Origin of the sequence: Streptomyces sp. NPDC048603 (genome assembly GCF_043199475.1) — a bacterium.
In the GTDB taxonomy this organism is placed as follows: domain Bacteria; phylum Actinomycetota; class Actinomycetes; order Streptomycetales; family Streptomycetaceae; genus Streptomyces.
Genome location: NZ_JBICVY010000001.1, coordinates 134,359 through 150,530, shown reverse-complemented (window position 1 = coordinate 150,530; position 16,172 = coordinate 134,359). Strand labels below are relative to the sequence as shown.

At 71.1% G+C, this 16,172-nt stretch carries 17 protein-coding genes; 12 read left to right on the top strand and 5 right to left on the bottom strand.

Annotated elements, in window-relative coordinates; all coding sequences use genetic code 11:
- Positions 1-16: 16 nt before the first annotated feature.
- A complete protein-coding gene (locus tag ACGFQ9_RS00750; RefSeq protein ID WP_393569753.1) occupies positions 17-1,474 on the top strand; it encodes an ATP-binding protein in 1,458 nt (485 codons plus the stop codon).
- 22 nt (positions 1,475-1,496) lie between these two features.
- Positions 1,497-1,859: a UBP-type zinc finger domain-containing protein gene (locus ACGFQ9_RS00745; protein WP_393569751.1), complete on the top strand. Its 363-nt coding sequence runs from the start codon at positions 1,497-1,499 to the stop codon at positions 1,857-1,859.
- A gap of 217 nt (positions 1,860-2,076) precedes the next feature.
- Here ACGFQ9_RS00745 and ACGFQ9_RS00740 read toward each other — a convergent pair whose 3' ends face one another.
- Entirely contained in the window at positions 2,077-2,364 is a 288-nt protein-coding gene (locus ACGFQ9_RS00740; protein WP_393569749.1) for a hypothetical protein, read from the bottom strand.
- A complete protein-coding gene (locus ACGFQ9_RS00735; RefSeq protein WP_393569747.1) occupies positions 2,361-2,651 on the bottom strand; it encodes a DUF6247 family protein in 291 nt (96 codons plus the stop codon). The genes ACGFQ9_RS00740 and ACGFQ9_RS00735 overlap by 4 nt, the downstream gene beginning before the upstream one ends.
- Before the next feature lie 448 nt (positions 2,652-3,099).
- Here ACGFQ9_RS00735 and ACGFQ9_RS00730 point away from each other — a divergent pair, with 448 nt between their 5' ends.
- The 6 genes from ACGFQ9_RS00730 to ACGFQ9_RS00705 all read left to right on the top strand — a co-directional run bounded on the left by ACGFQ9_RS00730 (position 3,100) and on the right by ACGFQ9_RS00705 (position 9,357).
- The gene (locus ACGFQ9_RS00730) at positions 3,100-4,152 is read left to right on the top strand and encodes a helix-turn-helix domain-containing protein (protein WP_393569745.1); all 1,053 of its coding nucleotides are present in this window, start codon (positions 3,100-3,102) and stop codon (positions 4,150-4,152) included.
- A 274-nt stretch (positions 4,153-4,426) separates the two neighbouring features.
- The gene (locus ACGFQ9_RS00725) at positions 4,427-4,870 is read left to right on the top strand and encodes a hypothetical protein (RefSeq protein ID WP_393569743.1); all 444 of its coding nucleotides are present in this window, start codon (positions 4,427-4,429) and stop codon (positions 4,868-4,870) included.
- A gap of 10 nt (positions 4,871-4,880) precedes the next feature.
- Complete coding sequence (locus tag ACGFQ9_RS00720; protein ID WP_393569741.1) at positions 4,881-5,852, top strand: hypothetical protein; 972 nt, start codon at positions 4,881-4,883, stop codon at positions 5,850-5,852.
- A 75-nt stretch (positions 5,853-5,927) separates the two neighbouring features.
- Positions 5,928-7,391 (top strand): peptidoglycan-binding protein, encoded by a 1,464-nt coding sequence (locus tag ACGFQ9_RS00715; protein ID WP_393569739.1) that lies wholly within the window; start codon positions 5,928-5,930, stop codon positions 7,389-7,391.
- On the top strand, positions 7,388-8,101 hold the full coding sequence (locus tag ACGFQ9_RS00710) for an ABC transporter ATP-binding protein (protein WP_393569737.1): 714 nt from the start codon (positions 7,388-7,390) through the stop codon (positions 8,099-8,101). The genes ACGFQ9_RS00715 and ACGFQ9_RS00710 overlap by 4 nt, the downstream gene beginning before the upstream one ends.
- Positions 8,095-9,357 carry an ABC transporter permease gene (locus ACGFQ9_RS00705; protein ID WP_393569735.1) on the top strand — a complete coding sequence of 421 codons (1,263 nt, stop codon included), beginning with the start codon at positions 8,095-8,097 and terminating at the stop codon, positions 9,355-9,357. The genes ACGFQ9_RS00710 and ACGFQ9_RS00705 overlap by 7 nt, the downstream gene beginning before the upstream one ends.
- A gap of 96 nt (positions 9,358-9,453) precedes the next feature.
- On the opposite strand, the gene ACGFQ9_RS00700 is transcribed toward ACGFQ9_RS00705, so the two are convergent.
- Positions 9,454-10,503: an ABC transporter permease gene (locus ACGFQ9_RS00700; RefSeq protein WP_393569733.1), complete on the bottom strand. Its 1,050-nt coding sequence runs from the start codon at positions 10,501-10,503 to the stop codon at positions 9,454-9,456.
- A gap of 108 nt (positions 10,504-10,611) precedes the next feature.
- Between ACGFQ9_RS00700 and ACGFQ9_RS00695 the strand changes: the two genes are divergently transcribed.
- On the top strand, positions 10,612-11,244 hold the full coding sequence (locus ACGFQ9_RS00695) for a TetR/AcrR family transcriptional regulator (protein ID WP_393569731.1): 633 nt from the start codon (positions 10,612-10,614) through the stop codon (positions 11,242-11,244).
- Positions 11,245-11,335: 91 nt separating this feature from the next.
- Here ACGFQ9_RS00695 and ACGFQ9_RS00690 read toward each other — a convergent pair whose 3' ends face one another.
- Positions 11,336-12,193 carry a polysaccharide deacetylase family protein gene (locus tag ACGFQ9_RS00690; RefSeq protein ID WP_393569729.1) on the bottom strand — a complete coding sequence of 286 codons (858 nt, stop codon included), beginning with the start codon at positions 12,191-12,193 and terminating at the stop codon, positions 11,336-11,338.
- Between the two features lie 292 nt (positions 12,194-12,485).
- On the bottom strand, positions 12,486-12,881 hold the full coding sequence (locus ACGFQ9_RS00685) for a RidA family protein (protein WP_393570763.1): 396 nt from the start codon (positions 12,879-12,881) through the stop codon (positions 12,486-12,488).
- 136 nt (positions 12,882-13,017) lie between these two features.
- Here ACGFQ9_RS00685 and ACGFQ9_RS00680 point away from each other — a divergent pair, with 136 nt between their 5' ends.
- From ACGFQ9_RS00680 to ACGFQ9_RS00670, 3 genes are all read left to right on the top strand, one after another.
- On the top strand, positions 13,018-13,983 hold the full coding sequence (locus ACGFQ9_RS00680) for a helix-turn-helix transcriptional regulator (protein ID WP_393569727.1): 966 nt from the start codon (positions 13,018-13,020) through the stop codon (positions 13,981-13,983).
- Positions 13,984-14,323: 340 nt separating this feature from the next.
- A complete protein-coding gene (locus tag ACGFQ9_RS00675; RefSeq protein ID WP_393569725.1) occupies positions 14,324-15,193 on the top strand; it encodes a papain-like cysteine protease family protein in 870 nt (289 codons plus the stop codon).
- Between the two features lie 14 nt (positions 15,194-15,207).
- Positions 15,208-16,140: a hypothetical protein gene (locus ACGFQ9_RS00670; RefSeq protein ID WP_393569723.1), complete on the top strand. Its 933-nt coding sequence runs from the start codon at positions 15,208-15,210 to the stop codon at positions 16,138-16,140.
- Positions 16,141-16,172 lie beyond the last annotated feature (32 nt).

Sequence of the window (16,172 nt, the reverse complement as noted above, 5' to 3'; positions counted from 1 at the left end):
GAGGGGCGGAGCCGTCATGAGCGGGCAGGCCATGTCCTGCGACCCGCGGGAAATCGCCTCGCTGTTCCTCTTCGAGAAGCTCTCCCCGGAACAGCTGGGGCGGCTGTGCTCCGAGGGGCGGGTGGAACGCTTCGAGGCCGGGCCGGTCTACACCGAGGGCGACCCGGCCACCTGCTTCTACGTGATGATCGAGGGCACCGTCGTGCTGTACCGCAGGGTCGGCGGCGACGACGTGGAAGTGAGCCGCACCTCGCAGCGCGGCGTGTACGCCGGGGCCATGCAGGCGTACCTGGGCGACCGGGTACCGCAGACGTACGTCAATTCCATGCGGGTGACCGAGCCCAGCCGCTTCTTCGTCCTGTCGGCGCAGTCGTTCGCGGACATCATGCAGGAGTGGTTCCCGATGGCGGCGCACCTGCTGGAGGGGCTCTTCTTCGGAGCGAAGAACACCCAGCGGGCCATCGGCCACCGCGAACGCCTCCTGGCGCTCGGCTCGTTGTCCGCCGGTCTCACCCACGAACTCAACAACCCGGCCGCGGCGGCCGTCCGGGCCACCGCGGCCCTGCGCGAACGGGTCGGGAAGATGCGGCACAAGCTGGCCGTCATCGCCCGGGGCCCCTACTCCAGGGAGGCCCTCGCCGAGCTCATCGAGATCCAGGAACGCACCGCCGAACGCGTCGCCAAGGCACCGGTGCTCAGCCCGCTGGAGGCGTCCGACCGGGAGGACCAGCTCGCCGACTGGCTGGAGGACCACGGGATGCCGGAGGGCTGGCGGGTGGCGCCGGCCTTCGTACAGGCCGGGCTGGACACGGACTGGCTGGAGCAGGTCGCGGCGACCGTGTCGGAGGACATCCTCCCGGGGGCCATCGGCTGGCTCAACTACACGGTCGAGACCGAGCTGTTGATGGACGAGATCGACGACTCCACCAACCGCATCTCCCACCTCGTGGACGCGGCCAAGCAGTACGCGCAGCTCGACCGCGCCCCGCACCGCGAGGTCGACGTCCACGAACTCCTCGACAGCACCCTGCTCATGCTGTCCGGCAAGATCGGCCCCCGGGTGCGGGTGGTCAAGGACTACGACCGATCCCTCCCGGAGGTTCCCGCGTACCCGGCGGAACTCAACCAGGTGTGGACCAACCTCGTCGACAACGCGGTCGCCGCCATGGCGGGCACCGGCGGTGACGGCACCCTGACGGTCCGCACGGCGAGGCAGGGCGACCGCCTCCTCGTCGAGTTCCGCGATACCGGCCCCGGAATCCCCGAGGACATCCGCGGTCGCATCTTCGACCCCTTCTTCACCACCAAGCCGGTCGGCGAGGGCACCGGCCTCGGCCTCGACATATCCTGGCGGATCGTCGTCAACAAGCACCACGGCAGCCTCCAGGTCGAGTCCGTTCCGGGGGACACCAGGTTCCAGGTCCTGCTCCCGCTGACCGCTCCCGACGCCGCGACCGACGAACAGCCCGCATGACCGACACCGCCGAGGAGCCCGTATGACCGAGACAGACGGAATCGACGGAATCGACCCGAGCGTCCCGCCCGGCGGAACCGGCTGCGGGGACTGCGACGCGGTCGGCGGCTGGTGGTTCCACCTGCGGCGCTGCGCGCAGTGCGGCCACATCGGCTGCTGCGACTCCTCACCGGCCCGGCACGCGACCGCCCACTGGAAGTCCACCGGGCATCCGCTGGTGCAGAGCTTCGAGCCGGGCGAGGAATGGTTCTGGAACTACGACACCGACGACCTGTACTCCTCCGGCCCCGAGCTGGCCCCGCCGACCGGCCATCCGGCCGACCAGCCGGCCCCGGGCCCGGCCGGCCGCGTCCCGGAAGACTGGCCGAACCTCCTGCACCGCTGATCGCCCGCGTTCGCTTTCCGGATATCCGTACGCGCGTATGGGCGGACGGGGGGCTTCGCGGGGGAGTTCGTAAACACGCCGCAGCTCAGGGTGTTCTCGGAACATCACGCGAAATGAATGGCGGCAGCAGGGGGCGGACGACCCACTACCCCGGGCAACAAGTTGGCCCCCACCGAGATCGGATCGGCAGAGGCCTTCGTGATGTACGCGAGGAAGATCAGTCTGCGGGGGCGGTGTCGTCAGGGACCACGGAGACGATCGCGACCGTCTGGGGCGGGGGCTGCGGGGTGTAGAGGTACGCCACCGCCAGGCCCGGCATCCCCTGCCGGCCTTCCATGCGCGTCTTGTAGATCTCCGAGTCCCCCGAGGTGCCGACCAGGACCCCCAGGCGCGGCGTCCTTTCCAGCTCGGCGGCCAGATCCTCGACGGCGGCCTCGGCGACCAGGCCGAGGGCCTCGACGCGCTTCCGCGCCAACGCCGTCATATCGACGATGACCTCGCTCACGAACGTCCCTTCATGGTGCGGGTCAGCTCCAGGCCCTCGGCGAGTGCGGCCTCGAAGGCCGGGTCACTGCGCAGCCGGATCCGCCCGCGGTAGTCGACGATCACCTCGGCGACGGCCTGGAGGTCGGTCTCGTCGGACGCCTCCAAGGCCCTCGTGAGGGCGGCTTCGAAGTTGTCCCGGTCGCCGGGGAACCCGTGGCCGTCCCGGAGGGCGGCCCTGATGTCGCCGAGGGTGCGCAGCGGCAGGGGGGACGGCTGGCGAGGGGTGGGGTCTGCTGCGGTGGTCATAGTGTGCGTCCTTATGCAGGGGGCGGGCCCGTAGCGAGCCCCTCGTGTGTGTCTGCGGTGTCGACGCTACGCGCCGACGGGGCCGGTGGACTCGAATTCGGCGAGTGCCTGCCGAGCACGACGTGGCCTGCCTCGTGGTCGGCGGAGTACGGCGGTTCGTGCGGCCGGGTGTCCTCGGCCCGTTGAAGACGAAGGCGCGGGCGATTGTCGTGGACGCTGTCCCGTTGCGTGCCGTCGGCACCGGCACGACTCGGCCGCCTCCGTGTCGCGACGGCCGGCAGGGCGCCGCTGCGCCCGGGCAGCTCGTCGGCGACCGCCGCAGTGAACCGGGAACCCGAGGGTGTGGCCGAAAGTGTGTCTGATAATCGATCACGTGGCGGTGGGGGTGGAGCACGACGGTGTGACAAAAGGGACTGGACCGCCGCCACGTCGATGTGTGAGGGATCGCATGGTGTCGCTGGTTACGTCGGATGTTGTCGAGCGCAAGGACAGATTTGATTGGTATTGCGAGGCGATATCCAGCGATGTGATGCCCGTCACGCTCAACACCCGGCATGCAGCCGACTTCCGGGCGAGCCTCATGCACTTGGATCTCGGCGTTGCACAGCTCACTTCGACGGCCTGCTCACCCGTTGTCTCGCGCCGCACATCGGCCCATGTCCGGCGTGGCGATCCCGAGCGCCTCCAGCTGGCCCTCATCACGCAGGGCACCTTCGGGATCTCGCAGCGAGGCAACGATTCGGTGGTCGCGGGGGGCCTGGTGCTCACGGACACCTCGCGACCTAGTGCAGGGGCCTTCACGGGCGGGCAGGGTGAGGCGCTGGTCATGCAGATTCCCCGTCAGGCCCTGGCGCTCGGCTCGGACCGGGTGGACCGTCTGCTGGCGCAGGGTTTGGCCGCAGACGTGGGGTCAGGGGCAATCCTCGCCGACTTCCTCAAGGCGCTGGTCGCACGCGGCCCGCACTGTCGCCCGGAGGAGCTGCATGCGATGGGGGCCGTCACCCTGGACCTGGCCACCGCGTTCCTCGCACGGCAGCTCGGGGACCCCGGCCAGGCGCCTGCCGAGGCCCGCGCGCAGGAGAGGCTGCAGAGGGTCTACCGCTTCATCGAGAACAATCTCGGAGACCCCGGCCTGACTCCCCAGACCATCGCCGATCGGCACAACATGTCCCTGCGGCGTCTCCACGCCCTCTTCGACGGCCAGCACCTGACCGTCGCTGCGTGCATCCGCCAACGCCGGCTCGAGCGCGCCCACAGCGACCTCGCGCGCAGGGAGCTGAGCGGCCAGCCCGTTCAGGCAATCGCGGCGCGCTGGGGCTTCTCCAGCGCCACCGGATTCAGCCGGGCGTTCCGCGACGCCTACGGCATCACCCCCACCGAGCATCGTGTGCTCTCCACGGCGGCCCCACGGCACGCAGAGCACAAGAACCCGGCACTCGACGCACACCACCACGCGCCGCTCCGGCCTAAATTCTCCGTTGGCCAAACTGGTCCGGCGTGAACAAAATTCGCGGACTGTGATTAGGTGCGGCGTCGGCATCGGATGGGGTCAGCCGGAACTGGGTAACTGTCCCTGTTCGTGCTGCGCCTAATGAGGGATCGCGGCTGTCGCGGAGTGGTCAATTCGCACCCGCCGGGCGTCAATCAGGAAGTTTGTTGGCTGCTTAAGTGGTTGCCAACTTGATCGCCTGATCCTCCAGGCTGGTTTGGGAGATCGGCAGAAGACCGGGCTATCGGCCGTTATCTCGGCATCTATCGAAGACAAGGAAAAGCTCATGATTCGACGTACTTCAGCAGCGCTGCTTGCCGCGGCATCCCTGTTCGGCGCGGGAGTCGCCATGGCCGCGCCCGCACAGGCCTACAACTGCACCTGGGACAACGTCTGTCTCCACTCGGACAGCGACTTCAATGGCTTGTATCGGGACGACTTCAGCTCCCGTCCCAACTGGTCCCAGATCACCTACTACGGCGGCCAGCCCGCGGTCTACCAGGGTGACTACAACCCCGACAACGTCAGCTCCATCAACAACATGGACCCGGACAGCAGGGTCTCGGTGTTCTACAACTCCGGGTACGCCGGCCCCTGCTTCAAGATTGCAGACTACGGCAGGGTGAAGAACATGGCGAGCATTTACATCACCTCCACCAAGCAGGCCAACGACAACATGAACTCCCACAGGTTCGGCGACAGCTGCCTGGGGAGCACGTACAACTTCTGATCGTCGGCTCATGACCACGGTGGGGCGGAGGCCAATTCCGCCCCACCGCGCACATCCACTCTATCCAGGGGTTCCCTTGCGTTACACGCGTCTCGTCATCGCCGCTGGGGTCGGCACGCTGCTGCTCACCGGCTGTTCGGAGGGAAGCCAGGAACAGGCCGGCGCCGGCGGTGGCGGTTCCGCTGTCCGGGATGTCGTCACAGAGGCCGACATCGTCCTCCCGGTGTCGGCCTACCTCTTCACCCCTGAGCAGCAGGCGCAGGTCGACTCCGCTCATTCCAGGCTGGCTGCCGACTGCATGAAGCGGTTCGGTTTCGACTGGCCCGTCAAGAAGGCCGAGCCGTCCAAGGCCGTGAACCGTCGATACGGCGTGGTCAGTGAGAAGCTCGCCGCTGAACACGGCTATCACGTGATCCCATCGGCAGATGACCGCGAGCACGCCGAAGGCGTGGTGTCCAGCGGGACCAAGCTTCCGTCCGAGGCGTACATGGTCTACGGCGCCAAGGGCGGCAAGACGGGTGCGGGCGGCAGTTACCAGGGCAAGGACATCCCCCAGGGCGGCTGCATCGGCGAGGCCGGCCGCAAGCTGGGGCTCGACAAGGTGCAGGACCCCTCCAAGGGCAAGATCGGACTCCTCAGCATCGACTACTCCTCCTTCGGGAGGGCCCAGGAGACACCGGAGTTCAAGAAGGCGCAGGACGATTGGGCGGCCTGCATGAAGAAGTCGGGATATCAGCACACCGCTTTCCTGCAGCCCGTCGAGAAATACGCGCCCCAGGGGAACTCCGCGTCGCCGGAGGAGAAGATCGTGGCCAGGGCCGATGTGAGGTGCAAGCAGGAAACCAGACTCGCCACCGTGCTGCTCCGCGCCGAAGCGAAGATCCAGAACGACTACATCGACCAGAACGCCGCCGGTTTCGCCGAGATCAAGAAGGACCAGGGCGCGGTCATCAAGTCGGCGAACGAGGCATTGGCGAACTGAATGCAGAACGACGGACAACCCTCCGTGGACGCGGCCGAGGCAGTCGGCGCCAACGGAGGCAAAGCAGGTGACGGCGTGCGGATCAGGCGCCGCTGGCTCGCCCTGATCGCGGTGGGTGCGGTCGCGCTCACCGGGGCGGGCTTCGGGGCCTCCCTGCTGATCAAGTCGCCCGCTCAGGCGGCGGCGGACTCCCGGCCTCCGGCACCGTCCGTGATCACCACGCCGGTCGAGTACCGGGCGCTGGCCTCCTCGATGGTCCTGCGCGGCACCGTGGTCGCCGGCCAGAGCGTGGAGATCACCCCCGGCGGCACGGCCGACGGAGGCAGTCCCACGGTCTCCAAACTGCCGCTGAAGGCAGGGGACGAGGTACGCGCGGGCCGGCTGCTGGTCGAGATCTCCGGCCGTCCGGTGATCGCGCTCCAGGGCACCGTTCCCCTCTATCGTGACCTCAAGCCCGGTGCCCAGGGCAGTGATGTGGGCCAGCTCCAGGACGCGCTGCAACGGCTGGGCCACTCCACCTCCCCCGACAACCGGGGGCGTTTCGGCGAGGGCACGAAGTCGGCGGTCGCCAAGCTCTACGACGCGGCCGGCTACGAACCCATTCCGGTCGGCGGCACCGAGGGATCGGCCGCTGTCACCACAGCCGAAGCACAGGTGACCTCGGCCGAACGGGCCCTGGACGACGCCAAGGACGCGCTGAAGAGCGCCGAGGCCGGCTCCGGTACAGGCACCGGCTCGAACAAGACGACCGGCTCGACCACCGGAACGTCGGGTAAAGCCGATGGCAGCGGTCGCGACCTGCAGCCGCTGCGCAAAGCGGTCAACCGCGCCCGGGAGGACCTGGTCACCGCACGCGAGGGCCTCGTAGCCGCGCGGGCGGCCGCCGGCCCCATGGTCCCGTCCGGCGAGGTGACGTTCCTGGAGAGCTTCCCCGCCCGGGTGCAGGACCTCCCCGCACGGCTCGGCGCGAAGGTGCAGGGAGCCGTGATGACCGTCGCCGCGGGCCCCCTGGTCGTACACGCCTATGTGCCCGACCACCAGAAGGGCCTGATCACGGCGGGCCGGAAGGCTGAGCTCCTCTCCGAGGCCAACGGTGCCACCGCCGCGGCCTCTGTACGGTCCATCGCCACCACCCGAACGACGCCGCGCACCGATGGCGGCGCGCAGGCCGGGCAGCCGCCCGGCGGGCAGGTCGGTGGGCAGGCCGACGCGGACGGGTATCTGATGGTCCTCGCACCGGCCCGGCCACTGGAGGCCGAATGGACCGGGCAGAACGTCCGCCTGACCGTCCTGGCCGCCACGACCGGCGGCAAGGTCCTGGTGGTACCCGTCACGGCGGTGTCGGCCGGTGCCGACGGCTCCACGGCGGTCACCGTGCTCGAGGACGACGGCAGGCAGCGCCGGGTCCGGGTGAAGCCCGGCACCACCGGCGACGGCCATGTCGAGGTCACCCCCCTGGACGGCGGGGCCCTCCGCGAGGGCGTCCGGGTGGTGACCGGGGTCCGGGCCGACGGCGCCGCGCAGGGAGGTACCGGATGAGCGCCTCCCCGACTCCGTCCGAACCGCCCGTCATCGAGTTCCGGCAGGCCGGACTCACCTATCCGGGCCCGCCGCCCGTGGAGGCGTTCCGCCCCAGCGACCTCACGGTCCGCCGGGGCGAGTTCATCACCGTCGTCGGCCCCTCCGGATCGGGCAAGTCCACGTTCCTGAACATCGCCGGACTCCTCGACACCCCCACGACGGGCCGCTTCCTTCTCGACGGAATCGACACCGGCCGGCTCAAGGACACCGAGCGCACCACCTTGCGCGGCCGCCGTATCGGGTTCGTCTTCCAGGCGTTCCACCTGCTGCCGCACCGCAGCGCCCGCGAGAACGTCGAACTCGCCATGGTCTACGGCGGCTTCTCGCGCCGCGAGCGCCCCGAACGGGCCCGCGAGGCACTGGCCCGGGTCGGCCTCAGCCACCGCACAGAGGCGCTGCCCACCCGGATGTCCGGCGGCGAACGCCAGCGCGTGGCCATCGCCCGGGCCCTGGTCGCCCGGCCCTCGCTGCTCCTGTGCGACGAGCCGACGGGCAACCTCGACACGGGCAACGCCGAGGCGGTCCTCCAGCTGCTGGAAACCCTCAACGCCGAGGGCATCACGGTCGTCCTCATCACCCACGACCTGGCCGTCGCCGCCCGAGGGCGGCGGACCGTCACCATCCGGGACGGCATCCTGAGCGAGAGCGAGCAGGTGCGCCCATGCTGAGCCGGATCCGAAAGGCAGGGGACGCCCCGCCCCTGCCCGACATCGGAAGCTCCGGGTTCGCGTCACGGGACCTGTTGGGCGAGGCGCTGGCCGGGATGCTGCAGCGCCCCGCCCGCTCCGCACTCACCATGCTCGGTACCGTCCTGGGCGTAGGGGCTTTCGTCGCGGTGCTCGGCCTCACCGCCACCGCCTCTTCGCAGATCGACGACCGCTTCAACGTGCTGTCCGCGACCGAGGTGACGGTCGAGGACATCGCCCGCGAACACGACAAGTTCGCCGGCGCGGCGTTCCCGGACGACGCCACGGACCGTGTCGAGCGGCTCAACGGGGTGCGGAACGCCGGCGTGCTGTGGACGGTACGGCCCCGGCGCAGCGCCGCTGAACTCGCCGTCACCGCCGCCCCGGTGGGCGGTGCCGGAGCGGAAGCCCTCAACGTGGTGGCCGCCGCCCCCGGTGCCCTGCGTGCGGCCGAACCCCGGCTCTCCCAGGGCAGGCTCTACGACGACTTCCACACCGGCGCACGCCAGCGCGTCACCGTGATCGGCTCGGGCATCGCCGCCCGGCTGGGGATCACGACACTGGAGACCAAGCCGGCGATCTTCATCGGGGGGCAGCCGTTCTCCGTCATCGGCATCGTCGAGGACGTCCAGCGCCAACCGGACGTGCTGCTCTCGGTCCTCGTACCGCAGACCACCGCGGTCGACATCTGGGGGCGGCCCGCCGAGGGCGCCAGGATGCTCATCGCCACCGATCTGGGCGCCGCCCGTCAGGTGGCCGAGGAGGCCCCCACGGCGCTCCGCCCCGACCACCCGGAGTACCTCAAGGCGGTACCGCCGCCCGACCCCAAGAGCCTGCGGACCTCGGTGACCTCCGACCTCGAGCAGCTCTTCCTGCTGCTCGCCGGGGTGTGCCTGGTCATCGGAGCGGTCGGGATCGCCAACACCACCCTGGTCGCGGTCCTGGAACGCACCGGGGAGATCGGCCTGCGCCGTGCCCTCGGTGCGCAGCGGCGGCACGTCACCGCCCAGTTCCTCGCCGAGTCGGGCACGCTGGGCGCCTTCGGCGGACTCATCGGTACGTCCATCGGCACACTGGCCGTCCTGGTGGTGGCGCTGATCAGGGACTGGACGCCGGTCATGCACCCGGTGACCCTGGCCACCGCCCCGCTCATCGGTCTGGCGACCGGTGTCGTGGCCGGGATCTACCCCGCCCGGCGCGCATCCTCCGTACAACCGGCCGAGGCCCTTCGCGGCTGACCGGGGCCGCCGGTCAGGGGCCGTCCGACGGCCGGGCCGGCCAACGGTCGGGCGCGCCCCGGGACGCATCCGGCCGGCCCCCGCGTCCTTCGGGTGTCAGGGAGCGGGAGCCGGGGCCGGGGCCGCGTCGACGGGAACGGGGGCCTCCGGGGCGCTCGTACCGGCCGGGGCGGACCGGCGGCCGGTGAGCGCGAGCGCGGTCACACCCAGCGCGGCCCACAGGGACAGGACCAGTACGGGCCCGGCCGCGCCCGCGCCGTCGAAGAACGCGACCGAGCGGAGCAGCGAGCCGCCCGCGCCGGGCGGCAGCCACTGGCCGACGAGCCCGGCGGGCTCGGGCAGCAGCTGCGGCGCGCCCGCGGCGCCGGAGAACGGGTTGCCCAGGAGTACGACCAGGAAGGCGCCGAGGCCGATGCCCGGCTTGCCGAGGAGGGCGTGGAGCCCCGCGACGCCGGCGGCGACGGCCGCGGCGGTCAGGGCCAGGACGCCCGCCTCGGCCCACCAGTTGCCGGTGAGGACGCCCAGCCAGGTGTGCGCCAGCGCGGCCCCGGTCAGGCCGACGAGGGCGGAGGCGCCGAGGACCGCGGTGACCGCCCGGCCGCCGCGCAGTCCGGCGAGGGAGGTGACGGCGCCGGCGGCGACCCCGGCCAGTGCGAGGGGCAGGACACTGGCGCCGAAACCGGTGCCGCGCGCGTCCGCGGCGGGCGCGGGCACGACGTCCGTGACGGGTATGGCCTTCCCTGCGGGTGCCTGGGAGGTGACGGCCTGCGTCAGCAGCTGGGCGACGGCCGGGCTCGCGGCGGACGCGGTGAGCAGGTGCGGGCCCTGCGGGGTGACCACGACCGCGCCGTAGACCTCGCGGTCCTGCAGTGCGGTGCGGGCGGCGGCCTCGTCGGCGTACCGGTGGATCTCGAAGGCGCCCTGGTGGGAGGTGAGCCGCTGTTCCAGCGGGGCGGCCGCGGCAGCGGGCCCGGCGATGCCGAGGGGGAGGTCGCGGGGGGCCATCCGGGTGGCCGGCCAGGCGAAGGCCCACAGGGCCAGCGCGGCGAGGAGCGGGACCATGACGATCACTGCCAGGACCCGGCGGGATTCCGGGACGGCGTGGCGGGAGGCAGTCGGGGTCGGTGGGGTCGGTGTCACGGGCATGGCGGGCACTCGATTCAAAGAGAAGGATCGTTCGTTTTACGATCTGGCCCCACTGTGCTCCGACCCCTCCGCCTTGTCAAGAATGAATGTTCGTTTTAGCGTGGGCGCATGGCTCGCGTATCCCAGGAACACCTCGACGCCCGCCGACGGCAGATCCTCGACGGCGCCACCCGCTGCTTCACGCGCAACGGCTTCCACGCCACGTCCATGCAGGACGTGCTGAAGGAGGCGGACCTGTCCGCCGGGGCCGTCTACCGCTACTTCCGCAGCAAGGACGAGCTGATCGTCGCGATCGCCGAGGAGACCTTCGCGTTGATCCGCGGTGCGTTCGCGGCGGCGGCGGAGCAGAGTCCGCCGCCCGGCCCGGACCTCCTGATCGCCGAGGTCCTCGGGACGATCCTGGAGGTGGGCGCGGGGGAGCCGGGCGCCGACCCCCGCGACTTCCCCCGCCTGATGCTCCAGGTCTGGACGGAGACCCTGCGCAACGAGGAGCTCGCGGACCTGCTGCGGCGCGGGTTCGAGGAGATCAGCGGGGTGTGGGTGGGACTCGTGGAGGCGTACCGGGAGGCCGGCATGCTCCCCGCCGACGTCCCCGCCCGGTACATCGCACGCACCCTCATCGCGGCGGCCCAGGGCTACGTCACCCAGCAGGCGCTCTTCGGCGGCGTCGACCGCGGGATGCTGCGGGACGGCCTGCGCGGCCTGATGTCCATGGGCGGCGAGGCGCCGGCGCGCGACTGACCCCGCCGTACGACGGCCAGGTCGCGGGGCGGGGCCGGATCCGGCGGCCGTGACGGCCGCTGCGGTCATCCGGCACGGTCGGCCGGTGCGGTCAGGCGGAGTGTACGGCGGGGAAGGTGAAGGCGTATCCCTGCCGGGCGTACCACGGCAGCACCTTCTCCAGCGCGGCCACGGTCTCGGAGCGGTCGCCGCCCCCGTCGTGGAAGAGGACGGTGGGGCGGACCAGCGGGTGCTGCACGCTGTCCACGATCGCCGGCACGCCCGGACGGCTCCAGTCCTGCGGATCCACGCTCCAGCCCAGCGGCCGCATCCCGTGCGCGGCGGCTATCCGCCGGCTGTCCGGGGTGAACGCGCCGCCCGGTGCCCGGTAGTACTCCACCCGGGCACCCGGTGCCGCCTTCTCGATCATCTCCTTGCCGCCCACGATCTCCCGCTCCTGGTAGGCGACCGGCTTGTGGTCCATCGCGGTGTCATGGCCGACCGAGTGGTCGCAGAGCCGGTGGCCCCGGGCCACGACCTCGCGGACCAGCGCGGGGTGCTTCTGCGCCTTGGTGCCGATCATGCAGAAGGTGGCCTTGACCTCGTACCGGTCGAGCACGTCGAGGACCTTGGGGGTCCAGACGGGGTCGGGGCCGTCGTCGATGGTGATGGCGACCGAGCGCTCCGCGCCCATGGCCGTCCGGGTGATGGTCACCGGCGGTGCCGCGGGCCGGGCCGCCGGCGCCTTCCCTGACGCCGTCCCCGGTGCGTTCCCCGGCCGCCCGGCGGCAGCGCCCGCCGGACCCGCCGGACCCGCAGCGCCCGCCGCACCCGCAGGGCCCCCTGCCTCCGTCGCCCCGTCCGCGGCGGCGTACGACGGTGCGCCGAGGAGTGTCACGGGGATGAGGACTGCCGCCGCCAGGGCCGTACGGCCCGCCCGGCGCCGGGCACGCGTGCTGGTGATCGCCATGAAAGCCGCTCTCGTGTCGCAGTGAGGTCCCCCGGCCGACAAGGGTACGTAACGCCGGAAACATCCCTCATCGCCCTTTCAGCCCCTCTGTCCGACTCCGTCCCGAGTGCGCGGGGGCCTCGCCAACCCCGCGCAGGCCGCTGTTCCCGGCCCTCGCAGCCGTTCCGCCGCCGGGCGGAACGGGGGACACCCCGCCCCGGACGAACCGCCGGGAGCGAAATGTGCTTCTCGCCACATCACGCCCCGGCGGACCGCCCCCTCACCCGCGGGCGGCGGGGACGACCGGGTCACCTCACGCGACGGCGGTCCCCTCGAGCTCGACCATCTGGCCGGGGACCGCCAGTCGCGTCACCCCGAGCATCGTGGTGGTCGGTGCCACCCCGGCGGCACCCAACCGCGACGCCAGCGCGCCGTAGTGCGGGAAGAGCTGATCGACGTCGGTCGTGTAGACGTTGAGCCGGACGAGGTTCGCGAGCGACATGCCGGCCTCGCGGAGCACCGCCTCCAGGTTGTCGATGCTCAGCGTCAACTGCCCCGCGATGTCCCCCTCATGCCGCGGCTTGCCGTCGTCGCCCATCGCCGTCTGCCCCGAGACGTACAGGGTCCGCGTCTGCCCGGAGACGAGCTCGCCCTGGTTGAAACCCAGCCCCACCGACCACGTCACCGGGTTGACCGCCGTTCGTTGCACTGTCACGTCATCTCCATTCGATCCATCGGTCACGCGTACGTCCGTCGGCGCGGCAGCGGCCGGCCCTGACGTCGCGTGAACAAGCCTCGCAATGAATCACGACACCCTCTGTCATGTATTCCGTTAGGGTTCCCGCATGCGCGCCGACCGGCTGGTCTCCCTGGTGCTCCTGCTGCGCCGGAGCGGCCGGCTGACGGCGGACACACTCGCCCGCGAGCTGGGGGTGTCCACCCGCACCGTGCTGCGCGATATCGAGGCGCTGTCCGCGGCCGGCGTTCCGGTCTACGCCGAACGAGGCAGGCATGGCGGGTTCGCCCTGCTGCCCGGCTTCCGGACCGAGCTCACCGGACTGAACCACGACGAGGCCCTCGCCCTGCTGACCGCCGGATCGGGGCGCGGCGAGAAGGCGTTCGGCCTCGGCTCCGCGCTCGCTTCGGCCATGCGGAAAGTCGTCGACGCGATGCCCGAAAGCCACCGTGCCTCCGCGAGCGACGCGGCCCGGCGATTCCTCGTCGACCCGGAGACCGACCTGCTCTCGCGGCGCCTGGTCACCGACGAGGTGCCCGACAGCACGATGATCGAGGTCAGGCGAGCGGTGCTCGCCGGACACAAGCTGCGCATCCACTACGCGGCCACGGGTCAGGCGCCACAGTGGCGCACGGTGGACCCGATCGGGCTGGTCACCGTGCGCGACCGGGCCTACCTGCTGGCCACGCGAGCCGGCGCGGACCGCACCTACCGCCTGTCGCGGGTGCTGGCCGCCGAGGAACTCCCCGAAACGGCAGAGCGGCCGAACCGCGTCGATCTGGACCGGATCTGGCGGGAACGCTCCGCGCGGTTCCTCGCCGAGGGCCACCTGGCCGTGCTGGTCCGGGTGAACCCGGAACGGCGGGAGGAACTGCTGGACGCCGCGGTGGCCGTCCGCGCGGAAGAACCCGAGGCGGACGGCCGGCTGCGGCTGGAGGTGACCTTCCAGGATTCCCGGCACGCCGAATGGGCGCTGTGGCAGCTCGGCACGGACGTGGAAGCCCTGGCCCCGCGGTCGTTGCGCACCGCCCTGCGCGAGCGCGCCCTCGCGATCGCCACCCGCTACGCCGACTGATCCGAACGAAATCACCAATTGGGATTGATGGAGAGTCACATCGCGTGCACTCTCGGCTATTTGGCTTTTGACATTGCGTCCAATAAAGCGCCGGGTGTCTCAACTTTACGCAAAGTCCGCGCGGCTCCGGGGCGCCCGAATGGCCTGGACCAGCAACTGGCGTGCCGTCAAATCATGTGAGTGGCAGGAGTGTTGACGATCCGTCAAATCGCATCTGGTGATCGTTGAATTGCTGACATCTTCGCGCGTAGAGCGAAGGTGTCCAGGCCCCCATTTCTGTCTGGCAGGATTCCCCGCACCGCCGCTCCGGCACGTTCCCCCACAGCTCGGATCAAGGAGCATGATGCGTAAACGTCGCACGTCCCGCCGTAAGAAGGCGCTTATAGCCGCGGCCACCGCCGCGCTCTCCGGCGGCCTGCTGTTCGGCTTCGATGTCCTCGCCCAGGCCGACGTGGTCAGCGGTACGGTCATCGGCGGGCGGGGTGGTTTCGCCACCGTCAACCACCGGGCCAGGCCTTCCCTCTCGGCCCAGGTCACCGGCTCCTCGAAGGTGGGCGCCAGGATCCGGATGTCCTGCCGGACGACCGGAGACACCGTGGAGAACAACCCGCGGTGGATCTACACCGGCTCGTACTACATCTCCGACGCGTTCATCAAGGAGAACACCACCCCCCTGCCGGTCTGCGGTGCGAACCCGAAGCCCACCCCGACCCCCACCCCGCCCCCCGGCACCTCCCGAACGCTCAAGATCGACATGCAGAAGCAGGTCAGGACCCAGTGGTGCTGGGACGCCTCCGGCGTGACGATCGCCAAGTACTGGGGGCGCACGGTCACCCAGGAACAGTTCTGCCGGCTCGCCGCCCAGGGCACATGGGTGGACTGCAACAACCAGCCCGCGACGCTGGAGGACATGGCCAACGGCCTGGCCCGGCTGGGGCTCCGCGACAGTGGCCGAAGCCTCTACCGCAACGCCTCGTTCGGCGAGACGGCCGGGGAGATCGGTGCCGGCCGGCCGTTCGGCGTACGGTTCGGCTGGCGCAGCGGCGGCGGCCACATGAACGTCATCTACGGCTACGACAAGGCCAGCAACATGATCGCGGTCGGTGACCCGTGGCAGACCACCCAGACCTACACCTGGTGGAACTACAACACCTACGTCAACAACAACTCGTTCCAGTGGACCCACTCCCGCATCGGCATACAGGGCTGAGGACAGGACCGACCATGCAGACCATACGACGCAGTGCGCGAGTGGCCGCCCGGGCAGCCGTCCTCACCACGGCCGCGCTGGCCGCCACCCTGTGCACCCACGTTTCCGCGCAGGCCGCGGACGGGGACGGCATCGCGGGCTACCAGTCCGCCCGGCAGACCCTGCGGAGCGACCAGACCAGGGACACCGTCTCCCGCTTCCTGGTCGCGACCCGGCCGCCCGCCCCGGGTGCCGCGGCCGCGGACGGCGGCAGCCAGGGCGGGCCCGCCGACGCCCCGGCCGCGGTCGCGGCGCCGCCGGGGTTCGATCTGAAGGACCCGGTGCCGCTCTTCGAGATCAGCCCCGAGTTCGTGTCCGGCAAGACCCGGGCCACCCCGCAGACCGCGCTGCGGCTCACCTACCTCGCCTCCCGGGTGGCCGCCGCCGACGGCCACCGGGCCGCCGTGCTCCTCGCACCTCAGGGAAGCGCCGCCGCGACGGGGCAGGGCGGGCAGAACGTGGGTTCCGAGGGCTGGCAGCTGGCCGGCATCCGGGACGGCGACTCGGACGTCAGCCATGCCGGGCGCGGCACCCCACAGGCCCGTGCCTTCTCCGAGCCGCAGATCGGCGCCTGGTACCGGCTCACCGCCGCGGGCACGGTCGAGCCGCTGAACGCGGAGGGGACCGCCGGCCTCGGCGGCAAGCGCACCGTCACCCTCGCCGCCTACCAGAAGCTGGTCGCCGCCCGTTACGGCGACAAACTCCCCGGCTCGGACTACGACCGCAGGGGCCTGGCCGGAGGGTACGCGGGTCTCGGGGAGAGCGAGCCGGTCCCGGCAGCGGCCGAGTCCGGGCGGCCGGCAGGCGCGACGTCCTGGCAGTGGGCCGCGGGGACCGCCGCGGCCCTGGCGGCGGCGGGTGGCGCCGCGGTGTACGCGCGCCGCCGGCACCCGGCCGACCGGCACTGACCCCTGCCCGTACGGAAACCAGCAGGCCGGTG

What these genes read in the sequence shown, in the direction of transcription:
- ACGFQ9_RS00750 (WP_393569753.1), top strand. Translation starts at nt 17, where the DNA reads ATGAGCGGGCAGGCCATGTCCTGCGACCCGCGGGAAATCGCCTCGCTG.
- ACGFQ9_RS00745 (WP_393569751.1), top strand. Translation starts at nt 1,497, where the DNA reads ATGACCGAGACAGACGGAATCGACGGAATCGACCCGAGCGTCCCGCCC.
- ACGFQ9_RS00735 (WP_393569747.1), bottom strand. Translation starts at nt 2,651, where the DNA reads ATGACCACCGCAGCAGACCCCACCCCTCGCCAGCCGTCCCCCCTGCCG.
- ACGFQ9_RS00730 (WP_393569745.1), top strand. Translation starts at nt 3,100, where the DNA reads ATGGTGTCGCTGGTTACGTCGGATGTTGTCGAGCGCAAGGACAGATTT.
- ACGFQ9_RS00725 (WP_393569743.1), top strand. Translation starts at nt 4,427, where the DNA reads ATGATTCGACGTACTTCAGCAGCGCTGCTTGCCGCGGCATCCCTGTTC.
- ACGFQ9_RS00720 (WP_393569741.1), top strand. Translation starts at nt 4,881, where the DNA reads ATGACCACGGTGGGGCGGAGGCCAATTCCGCCCCACCGCGCACATCCA.
- ACGFQ9_RS00710 (WP_393569737.1), top strand. Translation starts at nt 7,388, where the DNA reads ATGAGCGCCTCCCCGACTCCGTCCGAACCGCCCGTCATCGAGTTCCGG.
- ACGFQ9_RS00705 (WP_393569735.1), top strand. Translation starts at nt 8,095, where the DNA reads ATGCTGAGCCGGATCCGAAAGGCAGGGGACGCCCCGCCCCTGCCCGAC.
- ACGFQ9_RS00700 (WP_393569733.1), bottom strand. Translation starts at nt 10,503, where the DNA reads ATGCCCGTGACACCGACCCCACCGACCCCGACTGCCTCCCGCCACGCC.
- ACGFQ9_RS00695 (WP_393569731.1), top strand. Translation starts at nt 10,612, where the DNA reads ATGGCTCGCGTATCCCAGGAACACCTCGACGCCCGCCGACGGCAGATC.
- ACGFQ9_RS00690 (WP_393569729.1), bottom strand. Translation starts at nt 12,193, where the DNA reads ATGGCGATCACCAGCACGCGTGCCCGGCGCCGGGCGGGCCGTACGGCC.
- ACGFQ9_RS00680 (WP_393569727.1), top strand. Translation starts at nt 13,018, where the DNA reads ATGCGCGCCGACCGGCTGGTCTCCCTGGTGCTCCTGCTGCGCCGGAGC.
- ACGFQ9_RS00675 (WP_393569725.1), top strand. Translation starts at nt 14,324, where the DNA reads ATGATGCGTAAACGTCGCACGTCCCGCCGTAAGAAGGCGCTTATAGCC.
- ACGFQ9_RS00670 (WP_393569723.1), top strand. Translation starts at nt 15,208, where the DNA reads ATGCAGACCATACGACGCAGTGCGCGAGTGGCCGCCCGGGCAGCCGTC.